18 protein-coding genes are annotated in these 23,289 nt (G+C 60.4%); 13 read left to right on the forward strand and 5 right to left on the reverse strand.

Features of this window, described 5'->3' with window-relative positions; all coding sequences use genetic code 11:
* Nucleotides 1-728 precede the first annotated feature (728 nt).
* The 4 genes from P6U23_RS23240 (at nt 729) to P6U23_RS23255 (ending at nt 4,676) form a co-directional block, all read left to right on the forward strand.
* Complete coding sequence (locus tag P6U23_RS23240) at nt 729-2,390, forward strand: arylsulfatase (RefSeq protein WP_407181550.1); 1,662 nt, start codon at nt 729-731, stop codon at nt 2,388-2,390.
* A 382-nt stretch (nt 2,391-2,772) separates the two neighbouring features.
* Nucleotides 2,773-3,261 (forward strand): sulfatase-like hydrolase/transferase, encoded by a 489-nt coding sequence (locus P6U23_RS23245; RefSeq protein WP_407174895.1) that lies wholly within the window; start codon nt 2,773-2,775, stop codon nt 3,259-3,261.
* A gap of 378 nt (nt 3,262-3,639) precedes the next feature.
* Complete coding sequence (locus tag P6U23_RS23250) at nt 3,640-4,173, forward strand: hypothetical protein (protein ID WP_407174896.1); 534 nt, start codon at nt 3,640-3,642, stop codon at nt 4,171-4,173.
* A gap of 53 nt (nt 4,174-4,226) precedes the next feature.
* Complete coding sequence (locus P6U23_RS23255; protein WP_407174897.1) at nt 4,227-4,676, forward strand: hypothetical protein; 450 nt, start codon at nt 4,227-4,229, stop codon at nt 4,674-4,676.
* Between the two features lie 62 nt (nt 4,677-4,738).
* Here the strand turns inward: P6U23_RS23255 and P6U23_RS23260 are convergent, their stop codons facing one another.
* Complete coding sequence (locus P6U23_RS23260) at nt 4,739-4,966, reverse strand: hypothetical protein (RefSeq protein WP_407174898.1); 228 nt, start codon at nt 4,964-4,966, stop codon at nt 4,739-4,741.
* Nucleotides 4,967-5,344: 378 nt separating this feature from the next.
* Between P6U23_RS23260 and P6U23_RS23265 the strand changes: the two genes are divergently transcribed.
* The 4 genes from P6U23_RS23265 (at nt 5,345) to P6U23_RS23280 (ending at nt 10,669) form a co-directional block, all read left to right on the forward strand.
* Nucleotides 5,345-7,027: an arylsulfatase gene (locus P6U23_RS23265; RefSeq protein ID WP_407181551.1), complete on the forward strand. Its 1,683-nt coding sequence runs from the start codon at nt 5,345-5,347 to the stop codon at nt 7,025-7,027.
* 217 nt (nt 7,028-7,244) lie between these two features.
* Complete coding sequence (locus tag P6U23_RS23270; RefSeq protein WP_407174899.1) at nt 7,245-7,622, forward strand: hypothetical protein; 378 nt, start codon at nt 7,245-7,247, stop codon at nt 7,620-7,622.
* 108 nt (nt 7,623-7,730) lie between these two features.
* The gene (locus P6U23_RS23275; RefSeq protein ID WP_407174900.1) at nt 7,731-8,063 is read left to right on the forward strand and encodes a hypothetical protein; all 333 of its coding nucleotides are present in this window, start codon (nt 7,731-7,733) and stop codon (nt 8,061-8,063) included.
* A gap of 464 nt (nt 8,064-8,527) precedes the next feature.
* Entirely contained in the window at nt 8,528-10,669 is a 2,142-nt protein-coding gene (locus P6U23_RS23280; protein WP_407181552.1) for a cytochrome c3 family protein, read from the forward strand.
* A gap of 14 nt (nt 10,670-10,683) precedes the next feature.
* On the opposite strand, the gene P6U23_RS23285 is transcribed toward P6U23_RS23280, so the two are convergent.
* The 3 genes from P6U23_RS23285 to P6U23_RS23295 all read right to left on the reverse strand — a co-directional run bounded on the left by P6U23_RS23285 (nt 10,684) and on the right by P6U23_RS23295 (nt 14,416).
* Nucleotides 10,684-12,270 (reverse strand): OprO/OprP family phosphate-selective porin, encoded by a 1,587-nt coding sequence (locus tag P6U23_RS23285; RefSeq protein ID WP_407181553.1) that lies wholly within the window; start codon nt 12,268-12,270, stop codon nt 10,684-10,686.
* 105 nt (nt 12,271-12,375) lie between these two features.
* Entirely contained in the window at nt 12,376-13,179 is an 804-nt protein-coding gene (locus tag P6U23_RS23290; RefSeq protein WP_407174901.1) for an LssY C-terminal domain-containing protein, read from the reverse strand.
* Nucleotides 13,180-13,321: 142 nt separating this feature from the next.
* Complete coding sequence (locus P6U23_RS23295; protein ID WP_407174902.1) at nt 13,322-14,416, reverse strand: transporter; 1,095 nt, start codon at nt 14,414-14,416, stop codon at nt 13,322-13,324.
* 347 nt (nt 14,417-14,763) lie between these two features.
* Here P6U23_RS23295 and P6U23_RS23300 point away from each other — a divergent pair, with 347 nt between their 5' ends.
* The 5 genes from P6U23_RS23300 to tnpC all read left to right on the forward strand — a co-directional run bounded on the left by P6U23_RS23300 (nt 14,764) and on the right by tnpC (nt 20,894).
* Nucleotides 14,764-15,054, forward strand: a complete 291-nt coding sequence (locus P6U23_RS23300) for a hypothetical protein (protein WP_407174903.1) — start codon at nt 14,764-14,766, stop codon at nt 15,052-15,054.
* Between the two features lie 142 nt (nt 15,055-15,196).
* Complete coding sequence (locus P6U23_RS23305; RefSeq protein ID WP_407174904.1) at nt 15,197-18,388, forward strand: ABC transporter substrate-binding protein; 3,192 nt, start codon at nt 15,197-15,199, stop codon at nt 18,386-18,388.
* Nucleotides 18,389-18,497: 109 nt separating this feature from the next.
* A complete protein-coding gene (gene tnpA, locus P6U23_RS23310) occupies nt 18,498-18,905 on the forward strand; it encodes an IS66-like element accessory protein TnpA (RefSeq protein WP_407174905.1) in 408 nt (135 codons plus the stop codon).
* Nucleotides 18,902-19,249 (forward strand): IS66 family insertion sequence element accessory protein TnpB, encoded by a 348-nt coding sequence (gene tnpB / locus P6U23_RS23315; protein WP_407174906.1) that lies wholly within the window; start codon nt 18,902-18,904, stop codon nt 19,247-19,249. Before tnpA ends, tnpB begins: the two co-directional genes overlap by 4 nt.
* A gap of 73 nt (nt 19,250-19,322) precedes the next feature.
* A complete protein-coding gene (gene tnpC / locus P6U23_RS23320) occupies nt 19,323-20,894 on the forward strand; it encodes an IS66 family transposase (RefSeq protein WP_407181554.1) in 1,572 nt (523 codons plus the stop codon).
* A 300-nt stretch (nt 20,895-21,194) separates the two neighbouring features.
* Here the strand turns inward: tnpC and P6U23_RS23325 are convergent, their stop codons facing one another.
* Entirely contained in the window at nt 21,195-22,763 is a 1,569-nt protein-coding gene (locus P6U23_RS23325) for a porin (RefSeq protein WP_407174907.1), read from the reverse strand.
* Nucleotides 22,764-23,289: the final 526 nt, after the last annotated feature.

The following is a 23,289-nucleotide window of genomic DNA, read 5'->3' on the forward strand; positions in this document are numbered from 1 at the left end:
ATCGCGGAGCGGCCTATCGTGGAGCATATCCTTACCGCGGAGCAGCAGTTGGCGCAGCGGCGGTTGGGGCCGCGGCGGCTGGTTATTACGGCGCTTACGGCTACAACAGCGGCTGTTACCGTAGCGCCGCCGGCTGGGTCTGCCCAAATCAGTACTGACCGCCTCACGGATCGGTATTGACCGCCTACCGAGCGATCCGGACGGCAGACGCCGCCGGGATTTGACGTCTCTCCTTTGTCGCAACGGCGGAATCTCGGTCGTTCGCGAGGGAGGGACTCGAGAACAAGATAGAGGTGCGGTAGGCGCAGTCGAGGACGGGCACGCGGAATATCGAGGCGCGCGGTGCCACTTACATTATCAATAGCACAACCACGACGTCACCATCGTCAGTTCCGTTTCGAGCACGATCTGTTGAACGCGTGAACAAGCGTGCGCAAGACGGCCCCGCGCAGCAGCCACCTGCCGATCAACCACTCGCGGGTCCAAAAACCGTAAATCGCCGGACTTGCATAGCGCATCCGGGTCGTCTCAAGGAATTTTCGTGTTCGCAAGGCATCGAACGGTTGCCCAAACGATCCAGCATCAATCAGCAAGGGCAAAGACGGTCGGTGGGTGGAACTGGGCGAAGGCTGCGGCCCGTGCCTCGGCAGCCGAGATTGAGGAAAGCAACCATGAGCATGTTCAGAGCAATCTGGGGCGCTCTTGTCGTGTTGTGTACCGCCACCACGATGGCCAGCGTTCCCGCCTCCGCCCAGCGGCAGGGGCAGAAACCCAACATCCTCTTCATCATGGGCGACGATATCGGCTGGATGCAGCCGAGCATCTATCACCGCGGCCTGATGGTCGGCGAAACGCCGAACATCGACCGTATCGGCAATGAGGGCGCGATTTTCATGGATTACGTCGCCATGCAGAGCTGCACCTCGGGGCGCAACGCGTTTTTCACCGGTATGTATCCGCTGCGCACCGGCATGATCCCGCCGCAACTTCCGGGCAGCCCGTCCTACTTGCGGCCCGGCACGCCGGCGCTCGCCAAATTCCTACTTGATCTCGGCTACACCACCGGCGAGTTCGGCAAGAACCACTTGGGCGACCACACCGACGCGCTGCCAACGGCGCATGGCTTCCAAGAATATTGGGGCTATCTCTACCATCTCGATGCCATGCAGCAAGTGAGCTTCCCTGACATCAACAAGACGCCGCTGCAGCAGACCGTTGCGCCGCCCTGCAAGAACACGCCGATACCCGGCATTCCGGAAGTGCCGGGTGCTGTGGACCCCAAAACCACGATGTGTCTAACGCCTCCACGCAACATCCTAGCGTGCAAGTCGCCGGACGGCAGCAGCAAGAGCCAAATGTGCAGCGACGAGGGCCCGCTGACGTTGGAGCGCTCGAGGACGGTTGATGAGGAGATCTCCGAAAAGGTCGTCGACTTCCTTGACCGCAACGACCCGAAGAAGACCGGCAAGCCGTTCTTCGTCTGGTACAACCCGGCACGCATGCATGTGGTTACCGTGCTGCCACCAAAATATGAGGCGATGATCGGCGAGCGCGGCGGCAAGGACTGGGGCGTCAATGAAGCCGGCATGAAGCAGCTCGACGACAATATCGGCGTCGTTCTTAAAAAGCTCGACGACATGGGCCAGGCCGACAATACCGTCGTCGTGTTCACTACGGACAACGGTGCCGAGGCGATTTCCTTCCCGGACGGCGGCGTGACCCCGTTCAAGGGCCAGAAAGGCGAAGCCTGGGAAGGCGGCTATCGCGCGCCGATGGTGGTCCGGTGGCCGGGACATATTAAGGCGGGTACGGTGAAGAACCAGCTCTTCGCAGCGCTTGATTGGGTGCCCACCTTCATCGATATCGCGGGCGGCCCGAAGGGTGACGGGCTCAAGCAGCAGATCGAGGCTGGCCAGTACCCCGGCATCGTTAAGACCACGCTCGATGGCTTCGACCAGCGCGACTATCTCGAAGGCAACTCCGAAAAGTCGGCGCGCGATTACTTCTTCTACTACTCGGGCGCAACGCCCTCCGCGGTGCGCTACAAGAATTGGAAGATGTACTACACCATGTCGGAGCCTGGGCCGGCCGGGTGGATTATGCCGCTCGTTCCGTTCCACTTCACGTTGGTCCAAAACATCAAGCGCGATCCCTTCGAGCAGAACGTCGGCATCAATCAGAAGTCAGCCATGAGCCTGGGCGGCGCGCTCGGTGCCCCGGCAACAGCATTCCAGTATGACTGGAACATGCTGCCGATCGGCCAGCGGTTGTGGCTGGAGCATTTGTCGTCCTACGAAAAGTTCCCGCCGCTGCAGGCGCCGGAGAGCTACAACCTCAGCCAGGTCCTGGAAGAGGTCAAGAAGGCCAATGCCAGTCACGCAAGCGATTAGCTTCGCAGGCCTGATGTGACAAGCGGACGCCCGCCGTGGGCGTCCGCTCCCCGCAGGTGAGCGCTGAATGCGCTTCGCATGCAATCCCTTCGAGACACATCGACCTGCCCCACGCCCTTGCGATGACCAGGAGTGCTCATGACCATGACAACGGACCCCGTGAACTCGCCACGAAACGTGCGGCGGGTGATTACCGGTTCGTTGACTAGAACGACGGCCATCCGAGTGCACCGGGCAATCGCCATTAAAGCGCAGATAGGCAGGTGACATATGAGCAGTAGCAGGACGATTTGGCTCGGTTTGCTTGCAGCGCTCGCCTCCATAATGGTCCTGCCGGCGCAATGTCGTTTTCATTCTCGCCGATAACGTTGGGTACGGTGATTTGGGCGCCCATGGCGACGGTGAGCTGCGCGGCGCGCCGACGCCGCGTCTCGATCAGTTGGCCCGCGAGGGATTGCGTCTCACTCAGTTCCTGGTCGAGCCGGCCTGCACGCCGTGGCGGGCGGCGTCGATGACGGCGCGGTACTCCGTCCACAACGGTCTGTCGATGATGGCCGTCAAAGCAAAGGCCCCCTACACCTTCCTGCGCGTGCCTTCACAATGGGTGAGCTGTTCAAGGAACAAGGCTACGCCACGGCAATCTTCGGCAAGTGGCGTCTGGGTAGCGAACCACGGAGCCTGCCACGCGCACGGGTTCGACGAATTCTACCGCATCCGACCGGCCATCTCGTGGGATGCGGCCAGCGCTTCGATGGCAGGCTACCCAAAGGCGTATAATATCGGAATGGATCCGCATGAGGATCTCGTTGTCGCAGGCCTGTTTGGCTGGATCTCCGAACCCTCGCTTAAGGTGGTCGAACAATACCTGTAGTCGGTCAAAAGATAACGCCATCCGCCTGCCCCGAACCTCACACGCTTCAGCAGTGGTGGTGGCTAGTCACCGCCACGCCAGCGGCCCGGCAGTTTCTCAGTGGAAATGCTGAGGCTTCGCTATCGACGAGCTCGGACACGACGACCAGCCGAAACTGCATAGCTTCATCAGCGCACTTCCGCCAACTTCCCATCATCGACCTGCGTCATTGGAAGCAGGTAAACTTACAAGTGGACGTCTTGGCCGGACAGTTCCGGTGATCGCATATTGAGCGCCGGCTTGGCTTCAGTTCTGCTGATGCCCTTTTACGAGTGCAAGGCAGATCGCGCCACTTCAGCTCATGCGAGAGCGACGCCCGAAATCAAAAGGAGGCATGCAATGCGCAACAAGAGATTAGCGATTCTGAGCAGTATTGCGATCGTCGCATCGATGCTGGCGCTGACTCCAGAACCTGCCGGCGCGAGAGGAGGCTTCGGTGGTGGCGGCTTCCACGGCGGCGGGTTTGGTGGCGGGTTCCATGGTGGCGGCTTCGGCGGCGGCTTCCGTGGCGGAGGCTTTGCAGCGAGAGGTTTCGGAGGCGGATTAAGCGGCGCTCGCTTCGCGGGAAGCCGCGCCATGGCTATTGGCGCTGGCGGCTTTCGCGGCGCCGGTGTGGTCGGACGACCTGGCTGGGGCGGCGCTGCATGGCGCGGTGCTGCATGGCGCGGAGGCTGGGCTGGATGGCGGCCCGGCTGGCGCGGTGGCTGGGGCGGATGGGGCTGGCCGGTTGCGGCTGGCGTCGCCGCCGGCGTCATCGCCGCCAATGCTGCCTGGGACTACGACTATCCCTATGCGGGCTATGACCAGTGTTTGTTCTGGAACGGCTTCGCCTGGGTGAACGGCTGCTATCAGTCTCCCGGTTGGTGGTGGTGACGAACCGATGAAATGGGGCGCCCGCTAAGCATCGCATTGAAGCCGGAGGCCACATGAAATTCCTGACTGGCGTGCTCGCGGCAATGCTCTTGCCAGCGGGTGCAGGGGTGAGTCACGCGACTGTTCGGATTGCCCATGACCGCGGCGGACTGATTGCGAGCTACTTATACAAATATGAAAAGCTGCGCGCTTCCGGCGACACCGTGATCATTGACGGCCTCTGCGCTTCGGCATGCACGATCGTGCTTGCCGCGATCCCGCCGAACAACATCTGTGTAACTTCAAACGCCAATCTCGCGTTCCATGCGGCCTGGGAATTTGGCGTCCGGGGGCGCGCCATCCCAAACTTTGAAGCAACGCAGATGCTATTCTCATTGTATCCGTTGCCGGTGCAGCGCTGGATCGCTCGTCGCGGCGGTTTGACGCCGCGACCACTCTTTCTTCGAGGCAAGCAACTCCAGTCGATTTATCGCTCCTGCGCAACGGCCTCCGCGTCACGCTGACCCATAGCCGCTCCGCCCCAAGGCAATACCGATCCTGCGGAGGACAACGGAAAAGACCAGGATCATCCGCCCTGGCACTTCAGCTTCGCGAGATCAACGTTGACGCTGCATTGCTCGGCGATGCTCTTGACCGCCCGCGTGAAGTCGGGATCGTGGATCAAATTCTGATAGTTCATTCCGCGGACCGCCGCTCTCGACGGCTGCGAAAGATTGACGATCAGCGCAAAGGCGTTTAGCGCGCCCAGCAAACAGAGGAACGAGGTCAAGATAACGTTGGCTCTGACCGACATTGCCGATCTCCCGATTTTTCGTCGCAGGTGAAGCAGCAAGGCTCGTGCCCGCCGCCGCCCAGCGGGATGGTAACACGCGGTATGTCTGCTCGATATGCCTATCCGCGTTAGCCGCGGATCGCCGAAGTCAAGGCGATGTAGGAATGCAACACGAATTCTGTCTCGCTGCTCGCCTCGCAAGCGGATCGGCAAATTTAACTTGCCGTAATCGCATAGCGCTTCGGCGGCGCTTCGACGATTCTCCCGTCCGGCATCCGACCGATGATCCGAAATATCTTCGGTGTGGATCGGCAACGGCAAATCGGCCGGTGGGTGGAAATGGGCGACGGCTGCGGCCTGCGCTTTCGGCACTCCATCTTGAGGAAAGCAACCATGCACATGTTCAGAGCAATCCGGGGCGCTTTTGTCGTGTTGTGTACCACCACAATCATTGCCAGCGCTCCCGCGTCCGCCCAGCAGGGCCAGAAACCCAACATCCTTGTGATTATGGGTGACGATGTCGGCTGGTTCAATGTCGGCGCTTACCACCGCGGGATGATGTCCGGCAAAACACCAAATCTCGACAAGTTGGCGTCCGACGGCATGATGTTCACCGACTACTACGCCGAGGCGAGTTGCACGGCGGGCCGTGCCAACTTCATCACCGGCGAGTTGCCAATCCGTACTGGATTGACAACGGTCGGTCAGGCCGGTGCCGATGTCGGCATACCGGACCAAGCCGTGACGCTTGCCACTGCACTCAAATCGCTCGGCTATGCAACCGGCCAGTTCGGCAAGAACCACCTCGGCGATCTCAACAAATATCTGCCGACGGTGCACGGCTTCGACGAGTTCTTCGGCTATTTATATCACCTGGACGCGATGTCCGATCCCTACTGGTACTCGTTCCCGGTCAACGAGGCATACTACAACAAGTACGGCCCGCGCAGCCTGATCCACAGCTACGCGACGGACACCGACGACCCCACCGAGATGCCGCGCTGGGGCAAGATCGGCAAGCAACGGATCGTCGACGAGGGCCCGCTGCCGCCGTTCCCCGACATGTCCAACGTGCCGAATATGCACGATCTGCCGTTCCTCAAGCCGAAGTACAACATGACCACCTTTGATGAGGATCTGGTCAAGGCGTCCAACGACTTCATGGACAAGGCCAAGCGCGACGGCAAGCCCTTCTTCGTCTGGCACAACACGACGCGTATGCACGTCTGGACGTTCCTGCAGAAGAAGTACGCCGCCATGCAGAACCACGACACGAACTATGGTCTCGAGGAAGCCGGCATGGCCCAGTTGGACGATAGCGTAGGCGCTCTGCTCAAACATATCGACGACATCGGCGAAACCAACAACACCATCGTCATCTTCACAACGGACAACGGCGCCGAGGTGTTCACCTGGCCGGATGGTGGCATGACCCCGTTCAAGGCCACCAAAGGGACCAGCTTTGAAGGCGGATTCCGCGTGCCGGCCATCATTCGTTGGCCGGGTCACGTCAAGCCGGGTTCGGTCGAGAATGGAATCTTCTCGGGTCTCGATTGGTTCCCGACACTGACCGCTGCGGCGGGAAATCCGAACATTACCGACCAGCTTCTCAAAGGCGTGTCGCTGGAAGGCCGCACCTACAAGAACCATCTCGACGGCTACAATCAGATGGATCTTCTGACCGGCAAGGGCCCGTCAGTTCGCCACGAGATCTTCTATTTTGCCGGCCCGAAACTCGGCGCACTTCGCTACGATGACTTCAAGTTCCAGTTCTTCCAGCAGCCATACGGATGGCCCGGTGAGAAGGACACGACCGACATGCCAACGGTCATCAATATCCGCCAGGACCCGTTCGAGCGGACGCCATCAATCCGCGGCGAGAGCCTGAATAACATGGGCGGCGGTTATATGAATGATTTCTTTGGCCGCGAATTTTGGCGGTTCGTGCTTGTACAACAGGAAGTCGCCAATTTGGCGAAAACGGCCATTGATTACCCTCCAATGCAAGCACCGGCAAGCTTCAACCTTGAAGCGGTAAAGAGGGAAATTGATGAGAAGATCAAAGCCCATCAAGGGCAATAATCGGGCTTGGGCTTTCAAAAGCGGGCGCTCTGCGGAGAGTGCCCGCCCATCCTTGCCGAAATCTGCAGGGCAGATCGTCTTCTCGGCCTCCGAAAATTCCGATGCATATCAGCACCGCGGGTGGGACATTTAACTCGGCTTGTCTCAACAGAAGGCAAGGCGCCTGCGCGCTCCAAGCCTCCGACCCGTGATTCAGTTCAACTGGAAGGAGCACCCCATGAATGTCGCGTTTTTGCCAATCGCACTTGCTGTTCAACTTGGAAATCCGTTGGTGACCCCCATCGGAGATCGTGTACCGACGATCGACGTCGAACGGACCTGCAAAGAAACGGCGGCCACGGATAAAGCAATGAACCTCGATCTTCCTCAATCCGTCGCGAATTGCATGCGCGACGAGAATGCGGCGCGAGAGCAGCTTGCCACTGTATGGTCGACCTATTCCGTTTCCATTCGCGATCGTTGCACGCAGGAAGCGACCCTCGTCGGAATGGGCAGCTACGTCGATCTGCTGACCTGCATGCAGATGACGGATCCGGCGAAGTTGTCGCCAGCGCTCGACCTGAAGGGAGCGAGCAAAAATCGAAGCAAGAACTAGTGCCAAGCGCCACGCGGGCAGCGCAGCCGGCGGCTTTGCCGGGACCGAAGGAAGCCCGAGACGTGCAGCCCCTTGTTAGGGCCAGCCTGATTATTAAGGATAGTCATTATGAAAACTCTATCGTTGGTTATCGGCATCGCTGCAGCGCTTGCGGCTACCGGTGCTTCAGCTCAATCGATTAACCTGACCGGGATCTATATGTGCGTTGACATGTGCCGAGGAAGTCAACTTGCCCATGTCACGCAGAACGGGCCCGCGCTTAACCTCTTAACCGAAGCAGGCGTACCCGCCCAAGCATGGCCAGACTGGTTTGCGCCGGCAAGCCGGATCTGGATTGATGCCTTCAACCAAGGTGCCATTTATTCTCCGGATGGCATGGTCATTCAGTTCGATAATGGGACCATCTGGCACCGGGGCTTGCCACCGCTACGGCGAAGGTAGTGCCGGTGGAACCTGCTGGCCCGCGCCGGCTATCGACCCAAGCCGCCTTGATCCAGTTCAGAGCAGTACCGGTAAATTGCCGAATCTGCATAGCCCGAAGGGACCGGTGCTGATCAATTTCCCTTGGAGAAATCCGGCAGGTCTGACGAGCAGAGCCAGTGGAACGCAACAGGAGCACGAGCGGCAGGAGCGACAAGCGTCCTCGGCGCAGCGTCAATTCGAAGACGGCCACAAGCAAAGCAGATGCCGGCAACGCACCGGTCCGCTCGAAGCCACGGATCATCGCGCTAGCTGCAATCGGCGCCATCGTGACGGGCGGCTTAGCTCTGTTGTTCGTGGCCGATCGCGAGGAGCTTCGCACCCACACACCGCCCCCCGCCCTCGCCTTTGTCGGCAGCGAAACCTGCGCCGGTTGCCACCAGGCCGAAACGGCGCTGTGGAAGAAATCCCAGCACAGGCACGCCATGCAGCACGCCAGCGCCACCACTGTGCTCGGAGATTTCGACAACGCAAATTTCGATTACTACGGTATTCAATCCCGCTTTTTCAAAAAGGACGACAAATTCTTCGTTGAAACCGACGGCCCCGACGGCAAGCTTGCCACGTTCGAGGTCAAATACACGTTCGGCATCGATCCACTGCAGCAATATCTGATCGAATTCCCGGATGGCCGCATCCAGGCGCTGTCAATTGCGTGGGACAGCCGGCCGAAGGACCGGGGCGGCCAACGCTGGTTTCATCTCTATCCCAATGAAGACATCAAGCACGACGATGCGCTGCACTGGACCAAGCTCAATCAAAACTGGAATTTTATGTGCGCCGAGTGCCATTCCACTGGCGTCCACAAGAACTACGACGCGGCCAAAGACAACTTCCACACCAGTTGGTCCGAAATCAACGTAGGCTGCGAGGCGTGTCACGGCAAAGGCTCGCGGCACGTCGCGTGGGCGTACAATCAGCGACGCTGGTGGCCTTTCGAAAGAGATGGACACCCGCTGAAGGGTCTCCCGGTGTTCCTGGACGAGCGAGAAGGTGTCACTTGGCAGCTCGATCCCAAAACCGGCAATTCGCGACGCAGCGTCGCCCCGGCAAATATTCGCCGCGAAGTCGAAACCTGCGGACTGTGCCACGCGCGGCGTGCCGAATTTTCGGAGGATTGGATACCCGGACAACCCTTGTCAGACACTCATGTCGCCTCTCTCCTTGCTCGCGGTCTCTATCATGCAGACGGGCAGATGCTCGACGAGGTTTACAACTATGGCTCGTTCAGGCAGAGCAGGATGTTCGCGGCCGGCGTTACCTGCAGCGACTGTCACGAGCCACACGCTGCCACGCTGCGCACGCCCGGCGATGGCGTGTGCCTGCAATGCCATGCGCCGGAAAAATACGAGACTGCCTCGCATACCCACCACGCCGGCGTCACGCCGAGGGTCACCTGTGCGTCGTGCCATATGCCGGTCAGTACCTACATGGTGATCGACAAACGGCACGATCACAGCCTTCGAATTCCGAGACCGGACCTGTCAGTGACGCTCGGCACGCCCAACGCCTGCAACAATTGTCATGCCGATCAATCTGCGCAATGGGCCGCTGATGCCATCGAGCGTTGGCACGGGCCGGTACGGAAGGGTTTCCAGAATTACGCCGAGGCATTTCATGCTTCCTGGACCGACCGAGCCGATGCGGCTGCGCTGCTTGCGGTGGTTGCAGCAGACCCGACAAACCCGGCAATCGCGCGCGCAAGCGCCCTTAGCGAACTTCGTTCGCGAGTCTCGCCCACCAATATCGAGCTCGCGCGTAGGGGGCTGTCAGATCCTGATCCATTGGTGCGGATCGGGGCGATTGACATGCTAGACGGCCTGCCAGTCGATCGGATCTGGCCCCTCGTCTCGCCGCTTCTCGCCGACACTAGTCGCGGCGTTCGCATCAGGGCAGCGTCCGCGTTGGCCGCCCTGCCGACCGCCAACCAACCGGCTTCCGACCGCGCTGCTTTCGAGCGGGCCGCCGCCGAATTTACTGCTGCACAGCGCCTCAATGCAGATCGACCCGAAGGCCGCTCGACGCTCGGCAATTTCTATGCGCGTCGCGGGCTCACGGATGCTGCAGAAAATGAGTATAAGGGGGCACTGCAACTCAGCGCCCAATATACGCCTGCTGCGATCAACCTTGCGGACCTCTACCGGCAGCGCGGTCGGGATGGCGATGGTGAGAAAGTGTTGAGGGCAGCTATCGCATCGTCCGCCCGCGACGCGGGCTTGCACCATGCGCTCGGGCTTACCCTGATCCGGGAAAAACGCTCCGATGATGCGCTCCTCGAATTGCGGATGGCAACCGAGCTCGAGCCTGACCGGACGCGCTACGCTTATGTCTACGCCGTGGCACTGCATTCCTCGGGCGCGGTGGACGAGGCGACGAAGGTCCTGAAAGAGAATCTGGCTCGTCATCCAAGCGATCGCGACACCTTGCGCGCCCTGGTAAGCTTCAGCCGCGATGCCGGCGATATCGCCGCAGCGCTTGGATATGCTGAGCACCTCTCACGCATAGCCCCGAACGACCCGAATACCGCCCGTCTCACCGACGACCTTCGCGCCCGTTTGAAGCAATAGGGCTGGCCGGCCGTTCAAAAAGCGACCTGCGTGCGCATCGCGAAAGCGTCGAACCTGGCGCCGGCATCTCCATTGTTGGTCGAGCTGATCTGCTTAGCGATGTTGCCGTGCAAATAGTCGAACATAAAGCGCACGTTGCCATTGACGTACCAGTTCAAACCCACGGTGTAGATGGTCTGCTGTCCACCAGCGACGCCATTTGCCGTTCCCAGTTGATTGTTCAAATTCATGGTGCTGACGCGTCCGGCGATCTCCCACGCGCCCCAGCCGCCGCCCCATAGCGAGAACGGATTTGCAGGGATGATGCCGCCATAGGCCGCGGTGGCCGGAAGATAGGGATGGGTTTCGCCGGTTAGCACAAGGCTCGCTTCGGCGTAACCGCCCTGGAATTTCAGATTCGGCAAGCCCAGCAGGTTGTTACGGGCGACGTTGTACCAGAAGTATTCGCCCTGGAAGAAAAATAGGCCGTAAGTCGCAGCGGCTTCGGCATTGTAGACCTGTGCCCCCGATATGCCTGACATTGCGTCGGTGGTGATAATCACTGTCGGATCGATGCGCAATTCCGGTCGGTCGCTCAATGTAAGGGTAAACGAGTTGTCGACTAGGTTGTGCGGCGGCTTGATCAGAAATTCGGCGTCGGCCCCGAAATGCAGCGAGTAGTCGTATCCGCTGATGACCTGACCAGCGACACGGGCCGTCGCGCCGAGTTGCTCTGTGGTGCCGTTGGGATTGGTGCTGGAGGCCGAATGGATCGCGCCGGTGGTAGGCCCAGTCACATAGGATCCGGCCCAGAACACGTCATTGTACCACCGCGCTCCAAAGGCGGATCGCTTGTTGCCCGCCGCAATATTGACGGCGATCACCTCCGAGGAGGCCCGTTCGAGAAACAGGGTGTCGGTCGAACTCGTGATCTCGTCGAGCGCGTAGGGAACTTTCATGTAGCCGCCCTCGATGGCGAGCTGGCCGCCGAAGGGCTTGATGCCGGTGTAACTAAGGTAGGCCCTCTCAATGCCTGACAGGCCGCCACCCGGCAGGAAATCGACCTTCGTGCCACCTGCGCTTGCAGTGCCTGCGAAGCCGTCGGAAGAGCCGCCGAAGTCGTAATAGAGGAAGTAATTCCAGTCACCCAGGAATTTACCCAGCACGCCAATGCGGGCGCGGCGAGCATTGACGCCGTCATCGAGACGTTGCGGTTTGGTGTTTGCGGTATTGGGACGATAGTCGTAACCGCCGGCGTCAAAATCCAGATGGCTGGTCAGCGCGATGCAATTCTGTTCGTCGGCTGTGCAAATCGTCGGCCGGTTGTTCGGCATTTTGACGATGGCCTCCGGCGGCCGGGGCGGAGCCTTGACGGGGACAGTATTAGCGTCGACAACGCTGACCTTGGCGCTCGCTTCGACTTTGGCGTTGGCCTTTGCCGCGGCAGCCGTATTGGCTGCGGTCTGCTTCTGCAGCCTGTCGAGCTTTTCCTCCATCAGCCGGAGCTGTCTCTTCAGCGCGGCGATCTCCGCGTCTGCTGAGCCCGCCGATTGCGCGCTGACCTGCGAACCGGCAAATGTCGTCACCAGGGCAATTGCAACTTTCGTACTCTGCCTTGCGATGGCCACGGAAGCGCCCTCCTCATTGGTTGGGATTGGACTCGTCTCGAAAAGAATTGATGTTCGCGCAGCCTGAACGACACTCTGGCCGGCCAGATATCGCGACTTCTATTGGCTGATTGCGTTGCTGACGCGGTGCCAGACTGCATCCTTCACCGCAATCAGTGGCGGCGGTGGCAGCGTCATGGGCGGCTCTATCCGCCTGACGCCATCGATCACCAGAGTGGCAAGGTCGATTTCGCCGTCCGTGTAGTAAGGATCGCCTTCGCCATTTCGGCTGAACAAGGTCGGGCCCGTTCCGGAAATCTGAAAAAAATCTTGAACCATCCCGGCGTCGCGCAAATCGCGCATCAGGAGGTCACGCTCCGCATCAATGTCAGGGGCGATGTGATGGGTCACCTGCCCCGTGTCATGGCTCAATCCTACCCCGCGGTCGAAGGTCGCTGAACCGAGCCAGACCGGACGGCCGTCCGTTCCCTTCTCGAGCACCTGCCAGAAGCGGACGTGATGGCGCCGGTCCGCGCTTCTGCCATCAGGCTTCTCGAATGCGAGCTGCTCCCTTTTTCCCTCGTAGTAGAGTGGACTGACAGGTGCATCGCGATAGGGGCGATCAAGCACCACACTTCCGACGATCTCGACGCTGGTACGCAACGTAATCGGGTCAGCCGGAAACCAGCCGGCTGCATTCATGGCGCGAAGGACATCTTCCTTGCTGCCGATCAACCCTACATTGAGAGCATCACCGGGGATGCCGCTCGCTGTTCGCGTCACCATGGGCAGGGAAGCCAAGCCCGGCTCGTGTTCGTGATGTCTCCACAACGCGGGTAATATGACGTAGGCCAGCGTCAGGTAGGCGAAGAGCACGCCCACAAGAACTATCCACCATCGTCGCGCAGCCGTAATCCGTGTCATATGCCGCCACCGCCAAATGGTTGCGATAGCTTCGTGCAGCCTCTCCCCGCGCGCGATCCGCCAAAATTCGCTGGGTGTGGACTGGGATCAATCAGATCAAATAGTTGCTCATGTCGTCATAAGGAGCTTGGCACCGCCGCTTCTATTTCGTGAACATGGGCCTTGTGGGCGTCGGCGGCGTTGGCGCCGCCGGCGAGAGGTTGAACGTCAGCCAGAGATTCCAGCCCGCTGGCCTATTTTCATTGGCGAATTCGCCATAGGCCTTCAGGTTGATATACCCCTGCATTTTGTCGCCGACCGGAAAAATGTAGCCGACCTGCGGGCCGACACCGATCACCCGCGACTGGAAACAACCGACGCGATCGCCGGAGCCGCTGTCGCAGCCGATCTCCTGATAGAGGTAACCCACCAGGCCGACTTGCCACTGCTTGGTCAGGAATTGCGACACGCCCCAGTCGAGGTGCATGTCGACGCCGCTCTGATATTGGGTGGAAGGGTTGACGAAGTTGTAGGTGAATCCGAGCACGGCCGAAGCTTCACGCCCGGTCTTTTGGTCGAAATAGGTGTAGCCGAAGCCGGAGTCGATCGCCCAGTGTCCGAGTCCAATATTTGCGAGACGGGTCGACTGGTAGGCGCCGACTGGGATGTCGCCGGTGATGTAGGTCATGAAGTTGTTGACACCGGCGTTCCATTTCAGCTGGAACATTGGGAGCAAATCGCCAAACGCGATGATCGAGCTGTTGATGCTGTCGAAGCGCGAGAACGGAACGGTGCCGAACGGTGTCGCCAATGCTCCTGAGAGCGTTCCCGCAAGCGTGCTCGAGTTGGAGCCGTAGACTCCCAACAGGCTGGCGGAGGCCTGAGCACCCAAAACCGGGGTCGCGAAGGTATAGGTCCCGGCCAAGAGGCCAAGATCCAAGTTTGCATTGACGTTACCGGTGAAGCTGGCCGTCAGGTTCGCGGGAACGCGACCGAGCGTGATGTCACGTGCGCGCGCCACGTCGCCGGCGGCGGAAACCGAGTCGTGCCAATAAATCGATGTCATGGACCAGCCCGGGGCCTGCGCGGGGACAGCCGCGAGGCTGCCGAAGAATCCGGGGATCCAGAAGCTGACGCCGTCTTCATCGGCTCGGGCGATTTGAGAGGTAAGCGCGAGCGAGGCGGCAACTACCCCAACACACAAATAAAAATACCGTCGAGAAAAACTGGACCCCATGCCCAATGACAGGCATCGCATCTGCCGCTCCTCCTGGCCCTATGCCCCTGCCAAGAGTCCCGCACGCGGAGACTCAACTCCCGATCAGCATAACTCGACACTGCCACCGGTCGTCTATGCAGAATCGGCAAGCCCCGCGATCGCCGGATGTTTGTTGAAGGACTGTGCCCTGGGTGCCACAACCGATCTTCGTGGCCGCCTGCCGTTTTCGCATAGTCGCACAGGATCAATTCCTCCAAAATCGAGAGAAGCAAAACGGCTTCATTTGGCCTGCAATGGCAAAGCTCACGGGTCACATCCGAAGGTGAGCAAACTTACCTTTTGCGTCGCTCGGTACTGGGCAGGCGCGAGTTGAGAGCGGGCGCCCCATGAGAACGGGTCGAGATCTCCTGTTTTTGTCCTTCCTTGTCCTCGCCGGCATGCTGTTGGCGAACCGGGCGACCGGTCCTGTCGCAAGGGCCGCCGGAGAATCGGCCAAGGATATGCTCGCCGCCCAGATCCGCAGCCAGGGGGTTGTGTGCGACAACCCGCAGCGCGCTGTGCGGGACGTAAAGCGCTCCAGGCCGGATTATGACGTCTGGGTTCTCACATGCCAGAACGCAACATACAGGATCGGTCGCTATCCCGACCTTGCGGCGAAGATCGTGCGGCTTCGATAGTGCTGCCGGAGATCCGAGCTTGCCTCCATCCTCCGTCCGCGGGTCGTGCGCCGCAGCGTGCCCCGCTCGCTGCAAGCCGATGATGCACACCGGCGACCGGCTTACCAGGAGGCATCGACCTGTGACGCCTTAGAGAGAGGCCATGCGCATGAAACATGCCATGTGGAACTTCGCGGCGGAACGATCGCACCTGCTCTTCCGGTCCGCCAGCTTGGCCAACGCAGGCTTTTTCGTTTGCCTGATCCTGCTGCTCATCGCACCGGCCAGAGCTCTCGACCGCGTCTCGCTGCAGCTCAAGTGGAAGCACCAATTTCAGTTCGCCGGCTATTACGCAGCGATCGAGAAAGGCTTTTATCGCGACGGCGGTCTGGAGGTCGAAATTCGCGAAGGCGGCCTCGACATCGATGCGGGCGCCGCAGTCGCGTCTGGTGCTGCCGACTTTGGCGTTTGCACAACGAGCGTTCTGGTGGATCCGGCCCAACGCGCGAACAATGTTGTCCTCGGTGTGATCTTCCAGCACTCCGCAGCCATCATCTTGGTGCCGCATCGCGTCGGAATTCATGCCGTTTCAGAGTTGAAGGGCCACCGTTTAATGGATGTTCCCGGCGAAGTCGCCATCGCTGTAATGCTGAAACGCGAGGGCGTCGACTATGGGAGTCTGCCACGTGTCTACTACGACGGTAATCCACGCGGTCTGCTCGACGGCAAGGCGGACGCGATGGTCGCATATAGCACGAACGAGCCTTACCTTTTTGAGGAGTACGGTACGCCGTATCTGACCTTTTCGCCGCGCGCCTATGGGCTCGACTTTTATGGCGATAACCTTTGCACCTCGAAACGGCAGGTAACGGAGCATCCCGAACGCGTGCGCGCATTTCGCGACGCCAGCCTGAAGGGCTGGGAGTATGCCCTCGCCCACAAGGACGAGATCGTCGGCCTAATCCAACGCAAGTATCCGACGCAAAAGAGTCAGAAGGCTCTGCTGTTTGAAGCAGCACGGACCGAACCACTGATCCAGCCGCATCTGAAGCCGATTGGCGACCAGAGCAACGAGCGCTGGGCGACCATCGCCAAGGCTTATGTCGAGCTCGGCATGTTAAGCGAGGGGAAGCTGCCTGAAGGCTTGCTCTACATGCCCGACGGCAGCGGATGGCGCGCGTGGCTAAAGGCACCGCTGCTGTCCGCCCCGCTTGCCGCAATCCTCCTGTTCGCCGCGGGCTGGACCATCTACCGGAACGCTCGCGCGCTTGGTGCACTTCGGCTCAGCGCAGTGATGTCCGGATTGTTTGTGCTTCTCAGCATTCCGACGCTGATTTTCATCCTGCTTTACAACTATGAGCAGAATGCCGCCGCGATCAATGCGACCTTAAACGACGTTGTGGCCAAGACCAAGCAGGCAAGCATCGAGGACGCCGAGAACTTGATCAATCCGGTCGCAGCCACGTTGACGCTGCTCGCGACGGTTGCCGCAGAGAACCCGGAAGGCTTCAAAAAGGAAGAGAGCCGGAATTTACTCTACCAGGCCCTCACCTCGGCGCGGCAGATCGATGCGATTTATGTCAGTTTCGAAGATGGCTATCATAGGGTCGTGACCCGGATCGACGACGACCGCAGGCGCTCCGATCCCCAGATCCCTCCATCGGCGAACTGGCATTCCAGCTATATCGACAGCTTTTCCGGCTCCCCGCGACGGGTCCGGCATCGCACGTTTTTCGACACCTGGCCACATCTGGTCGGAAATTACGATGTCGAGCAAATCATGGATATCAGGACGCTACGGGGATATCAGGCCGCGAAGGACACACGTTCTCTGATCGTAGAGGAACCGTCACTCAATCCGGATACCGGATATCCGGTCATCTTCGTCCGGTTTCCGATTGTCAGGAATGAGGCCTTCATCGGCTGCGCCACTGCTAATATCACCCTCGACATACTATCGCAGTTTCTCACCAGTCACCGTGCGAGCCCTCGCAGCACCACGGTCATCGCCAATCCAGCCAAGGGCACCATTATCGCGCATCCCGACCCGAAGAAGACCGTGCGTCTTGAGAACAGCCGGCTGGAACTCGCCAAACTCGATAGCATTGCCGACGACAATGTGCGTGAGGCTTATCGATTGCAGAGCGAGACTAACAGCGACGATTTCTTCTTCCGCTCGCCGGCAAACGACGAGGAAATCAGCGCGTCCTTTACGCGCTTTCCCGGCAGTTTCGGACAGCCGTGGGAGATCATTATCCTGACGCCGACCGACGACTTTGTCGGCACTCTCAAGCGAACGAACCGGCAGATGATCGTTCTGATCGCCGCTCTAACCGGCCTCGAGCTGCTGCTGATCTATGTCTTCTCGCGGCGATTGTCGCGACCAATCGAGGGCGTGTCACGGGAGTTGCGCTCGGTCGAGGACCTGACGTTCTCTCATGCTGCGCCCCCATCATCTAAAATAAAGGAGATCAAGGAGCTGCAAACTGCAGTGTCGCTGTTCGAGACTTCGCTGCGCTCGTTCTCGTCGTTCGTTCCGCTGGATGTGGTTCGACAGCTCATCAAAACCGGCACGCCGTTGACGCTTGGCGTCGAACCACGCTTCATGACGGTCCTGTTTGCCGATCTGCAGGATTTTTCGACTCTCGCCGAGCAGATGGCGCCGAATGATCTGCTCGCGCAACTCTCGGTCTATTTTGAAGCCGTTTCGCACGCGATTGCAGAGGAATCCGGCACAGTCGACAAATTCATCGGCGATGGCATCATGGCGTTCTGGGGAGCACCGGCGCATCGCGACGACCACGTGCTGCGTGCCTGCTGCGGCGCATTGCGGGCCGTGCGGCGAATGCAGCAGCTCAACACGGAATGGAGCGCGCAAGCGCGGCCGCCATTGCATCTTCGAATCGGGCTGCATTGCGGGGACGTGCTGGTCGGCAACGTCGGCTCAAGCGAACGGCTGAGCTACACGGTGATGGGCGACGGGGTCAATGTCGCCTCGCGGCTCGAGGGCATCAACAAGACGTTCGGCACCACGATCTGCATCAGCGACAAGGTTATCGCGGCCGCGGGATCGGCTATCGTTGCAAGACCCATCAGGAAAGTTCAGGTCAAGGGACGCAAGCATGAGTTTATGATCCATGAGTTATTGGGAATCAGAAACATCACCGATCCTGAGTTGGCCGCGGCTACTGGAAGTGAGAGGTTGTGTGACATGACCCGGGCCGCCTCGGATCATTTCGAGCGCGGGCAGTTCGATGAAGCCGCCCAGCGCTATGAGCAAATATTGCGGACGTTTCCTGAAGACGCGGTTGCCAAATCATTGCTGGCGATGTGCTCAAGCATGACGCAGGCTTAGCAGAGCACATCCCCGCGACCTGCTGAAGAACGCAAAACTGCGGCAGTTTACTGGTACGCATCCGGTGACGGCCGCCTTGGAGTGAGGCATGTTGTTGAGAACTGTCCTTATGGACAGTGATAGGTGCAGTGCCCAAGTCGAACGGCTTGAGGTGGTGGACACGGGCCGGCGGCGGCGCTGGTCCGAGGATGAGAAGCTCAAGATCGCCCTGGAGAGCTTACAGGCGCCGCGCCAGGTCGCGGCAACAGCGCGGCGGTATGGCGTTTCGCGCTCATTGCTGCTGCGATGGCGACGCTCGTTTCGGCCGGAGCCGAAGGATGCCGCCGATCAACCTGGCTTCGTACCGGCGATAGTCTCGGAATCAGGGCCGACGCCTGGTCCAGTCGCGCCGGCCAGCAGCGGCGGGTCGATCGAGATCGAGTTTGCGGCCGGGGCTCGGATGCGGATCACGGGCGCGGTCGACGCGGCGACGCTGAAGGCCGCCGTGGCGGCGCTGGCAGATGGACGCCACCGGTGATCCCCATTGCGTCGGGCGTGCGGGTGTGGATTGCGACCGGCCACACCGATATGCGTCGCGGCATGAACTCGCTGGGCTTGCTGGTGCAGGAAGCCTTCAAGCGAGACCCGCACGGCGGCGACCTCTATGTGTTCCGCGGCAAAAGTGGCAAGCTGATCAAGATCCTTTGGCACGATGGACTGGGCATGTCGCTCTACGCCAAGCGGCTGGAGCGCGGCCGCTTCGTGTGGCCGTCGTCGGCTGATGGCGTGGTGACCATCACCCCAGCCCAGCTTGGCTACCTGCTGGAGGGTATCGACTGGCGGCTGCCGCAACATACCTGGCGACCGCAGGCGGCGGGCTGATCGCCGGGATTTGAATCGGTGGCAGGATCTGCGGTTCGGACAGAGATCGCGTCTTGTGCTTCTCTGGTCGGCGATGGGCGCTGATGATTCTCTTCCCGACGATGTGACCACGCGGCAGGCGATGCTGCGCACCGAGCGAGCGGCCCGGTTGGCCGCGGAGGCGGAAGCCCAGGCGGGGACCTTGCTGATCGAGAAGCTCAAGCTCACGATCAAGAAGCTCCGGCACGAGCAGTTCGGACAGTCCTCCGAGCGAGGCGCATTGCTGGACCAGCTCGAGCTCCAGCTCGCCGACCTGGAGGAGACCGCAGCGCAAGCTGAGACCGCGGCGCAGATGACAGCCGAGAAGATTGCGGTGCCATCGTTCGAGCGCCGCAAGCCAGCCCGTCGGCCGCTGCCGGAGCATTTGCCGCGGGAGCGCATTGTTTATCCGGTGCCTGCCATCTGCCCATGCTGCGGCGACAGCCGATTGCGCAAGATTGGCGAGGACGTGACCGAGACGCTGGAGCTCGTTCCCCGCCAGTGGAAGGTGATCCAGCACGTGCGCGAGAAGCTCGTCTGCCGGGCCTGCGAAGCGATCACCCAGCCGCCGGCTCCCTCGCATCCGATTGCGCGCGGTCGTGCAGGGCCCAAGCTGCTGGCCCATGTCCTGTTCGCCAAGTACGGCCTGCACCTGCCGCTTCATCGTCAGAGCGACGTCTACCAGCGTGAAGGCATCGATCTCGACGTCTCGACGCTTGCGGACTGGGTCAGTGCCTCCGCGGCAACCCTGATGCCTCTGGTCGATGCGATCCGGAGCCACGTCTTCGCAGCCGAGCGCATCCACGCAGATGACACCACGGTGCCGGTCCTGGCCAAGGGCAAGACCCGGACCGGTCGGCTCTGGACCTACGTACGCGACAACCGTCCGTTTGCCGGCCCAGATCCGCCGGCGGCCGTGTTCTTCTACTCGCCCGATCGTGGCGGTGCGCATCCGGAGCAGCATCTCGCCGGCTATGCCGGACTGATGCAGGCCGACGCCTACGCCGGTTTTGGCAGGCTCTACGAGGCCAATCGTAAGGGCGGCCCGATCATCGAGGCCGCGTGCTGGGCGCACGGCAGACGCAAGTTCTTGGATCTGGCACGGCTCACCAAGGCGCCGATCGCGGCTGAGGCGGTCAAGCGCATCGATATCCTGTTCGCCATCGAGCGTGAGATCAACGGTCTTGCTCCGGAGGAGCGCCTACGTGTGCGCCAGGAGCGTAGCCGCCACCTGATCGTCGAGTTGGAGGCGTGGTTGCGCGAACAGCGCGCCAAGCTCTCCAGGAACAACGACACGACCAAAGCGATCAATTACTGCCTCAGCCGCTGGGATGCATTTAGCCGCTTCCTCGATGACGGACGGCTTTGCATGTCGAACAATGCTGCCGAGCGCGAGCTACGGGCGGTCGCTGTGGGACGAAAAAATTGGACCTTCGGCGGGTCCGACGAGGGCGGCCGGCGTGCGGCCGCCATCTACAGCCTCATCGCCACCGCCAAGCTCAACGACATCGATCCGCAGGCTTGGCTTGCCGACGTGCTGGCGCGCCTACCGGATCACCCTGCCAAGCGCATCCACGAACTCATGCCCTGGAATTGGCGACCTCAGAACGTCGCCCAGGCCGCATAAGCGCGGTCAGCCATCTGCTCAAGATGACCTAACCAGGGGCCGCCACCGGACGCGTACGTTTACTGCGCGGGGCTCTGTTACGCGATGGCATGTTCATGCCGTCATGACCTGGACGTTAGGGATCGGGCCAGGGAATGCGGGCGCCACTCGCATGGGGGATCCAGCACGCAGTAGGCATTCTTGGTGTGAATGCGCTTCCTCTTGCGTGCTGTAGCAACGAAATGAAGGCCCACGCGCACCAACGCAAACCCCGGCGGTTTCCCGCCGGGGCCTTGTTAGACAATGCTCAGTGCGTTCAGATCAGAAGTTGCGCTGAACGCGAACGTTGAGAGACACGGTGTCCTGGTTGTGGAAGGTCCAATTCTGGACCGGCTGCGGCGCACCCGGCGAGAAGAGGCCCGTTACGCCCGAGAAACCGGTGTTCAGGTGAGTCCACATGACTTCGCCCGAGAACGTCAGGTTCTTAACCGGAGTCCAGCGGGTGATAACACCGAGCTGGGAGACGTTGAAGTTCGGGTCGCAGGTATAGCTCACGCCTCGACCGGGGACGACTGTAGCAATGGCTGAACAGAGCTCGGCCTTTGCGGTGTCGTCATAGCGTACCCAAGACCAGCTACCAAACAAGCTGGTCGACCAGTACGGATCCCAGTTGTGGTTGAACGCACCGCGGAAACCAAAGGCTTCCGTCAGGTGAATCGAACCATCGCCGCCGGCCGCGACCGGGAGGTACACGCCGTCCGTGGTCAACCCGACACCGAGGCTGCCATCGGGTCCGAACTGGCCGGGAACACCACCCAACATCAAGAAGGACGGCGAAGCAGCCGAGGTAGAGATCACGTTCTTGGTGTCACCCTTGGCCCAGCTCGCGTCCAACTTGATGTCGTCGCCGGGACCGGTCGGGATGTTCTTGATCTGCAACGCAGCCATCACCGAACCACCCAGCTTCGTGTCTGGGTGACCCGACAGGACCGAAGCGGTGTTTGGCACGGCGCCAGCAGTGCCGGAGCTGAGCGAGTTGTACGATGCATTGACGGTGTGCAATGCGCCCGACAGCTGGAACAGACCCCAAGCCTGATCGATACGCACGTTACCAACCAGGTCTGGCGCCACAAAGCCGCCGTAGGCGTTCTGGCCCTGGAAGGTCGAGCCAACAGGAACCGACAAGTTGTACAGCGGGGTGCGGTTGAACACGGTCGGATCATCGAGGCCGATGGTGGCCGACACGCCGTTACCGAACTGCGCCTGATACTGGATGTTGTTCACGCCAGTGACGGTGTCGTGGCCGCCCAGCAGGAACGATGTGTTGTTGCCGGGATAGCCGTTCCAGGGCGTTGCATAAGCCGAGGACGACTTACCGAAGGTGAATCCGGCAAACTGGATGAAGACGTACTCAACCGCGACATAGCCGCCGCCTGGGCCGTTCAGAATGCCCCCAGAGAGGCCATTGAGAGCGCTGACGTTCGCAGCAAGACCGTTCGGGTTGGTCGTACCGAAGTTATTGAACTGGAAGTCGCCCTGCATAAAGGTGCGGACGACGCCGTATTCGGTAGCGGTACGGGTATCGACCGTCAGCGCCATACGGGAACGGCTGTTGATCCGGTCGGCGAAGCGGTTGCCCTGACCGCCGTCACCGTTCCAGAACGGAGCATCGTAAACGCCGCCGTTAAACGTGGTATCGATGCGCAGATAACCGCCGATCTTCATGCAGGTGTCGGTGCCAGGGATATACCAGAATCCGGCACCATACAGGGAGCAGATCCTCACGTACTCGACCGCTTTGGCCTTGACGGGAAGATCAGCAGCCTGTGCCCCGCTCATGGCGATGAGACCCGCCACTGAGCCGAGCATAAGGCTCTTAACCAACTTCATGTTAAACCTCCAAGTTGCTCTATCAGGGAAGGTTCCGGATCCACTGGGTGAAACACCCCAAGTCAGGTCCCTTAGTCCCCGTGACCCGCGCATGCGTCTCATCGCGCCTTCGGACACACCCGCGAAACGCGAGGGACGTAAAGCGACAAGCTGAAAACACGGGACGACTTCGGGATGCCCCCCTCCGTCGCGATGTCAGAATTACCGAAGGGCCATGCACAAGCAACAAAGGAACCGCTTCGAACGCAGTGCTGCAGCGCGTTTTCCGAAGGGTGTTGCACAAATAACACGCAATCGTGATCGCGCCGTCTTCGCAACTCTTTGTTTTTTCAGCGGATTTCAAAACAGCGTTGATCGATGCGCGCTTTTCGTGCAAACGGCCACGGACGCCATCTCCCGTGACACAATTACATCAGCAGCGAATCGAGAGCGGCCTCGCAGGCGCCAATGATGGCCAATGATAATGATAATGATAATGAGTATCGGAGCCATCGCTGATCGGTCTCGTCCGCCATCCGTCCCGTCC

Source organism: Bradyrhizobium sp. STM 3562, assembly GCF_045571435.1.
Classification (GTDB): Bacteria; Pseudomonadota; Alphaproteobacteria; order Rhizobiales; family Xanthobacteraceae; genus Bradyrhizobium.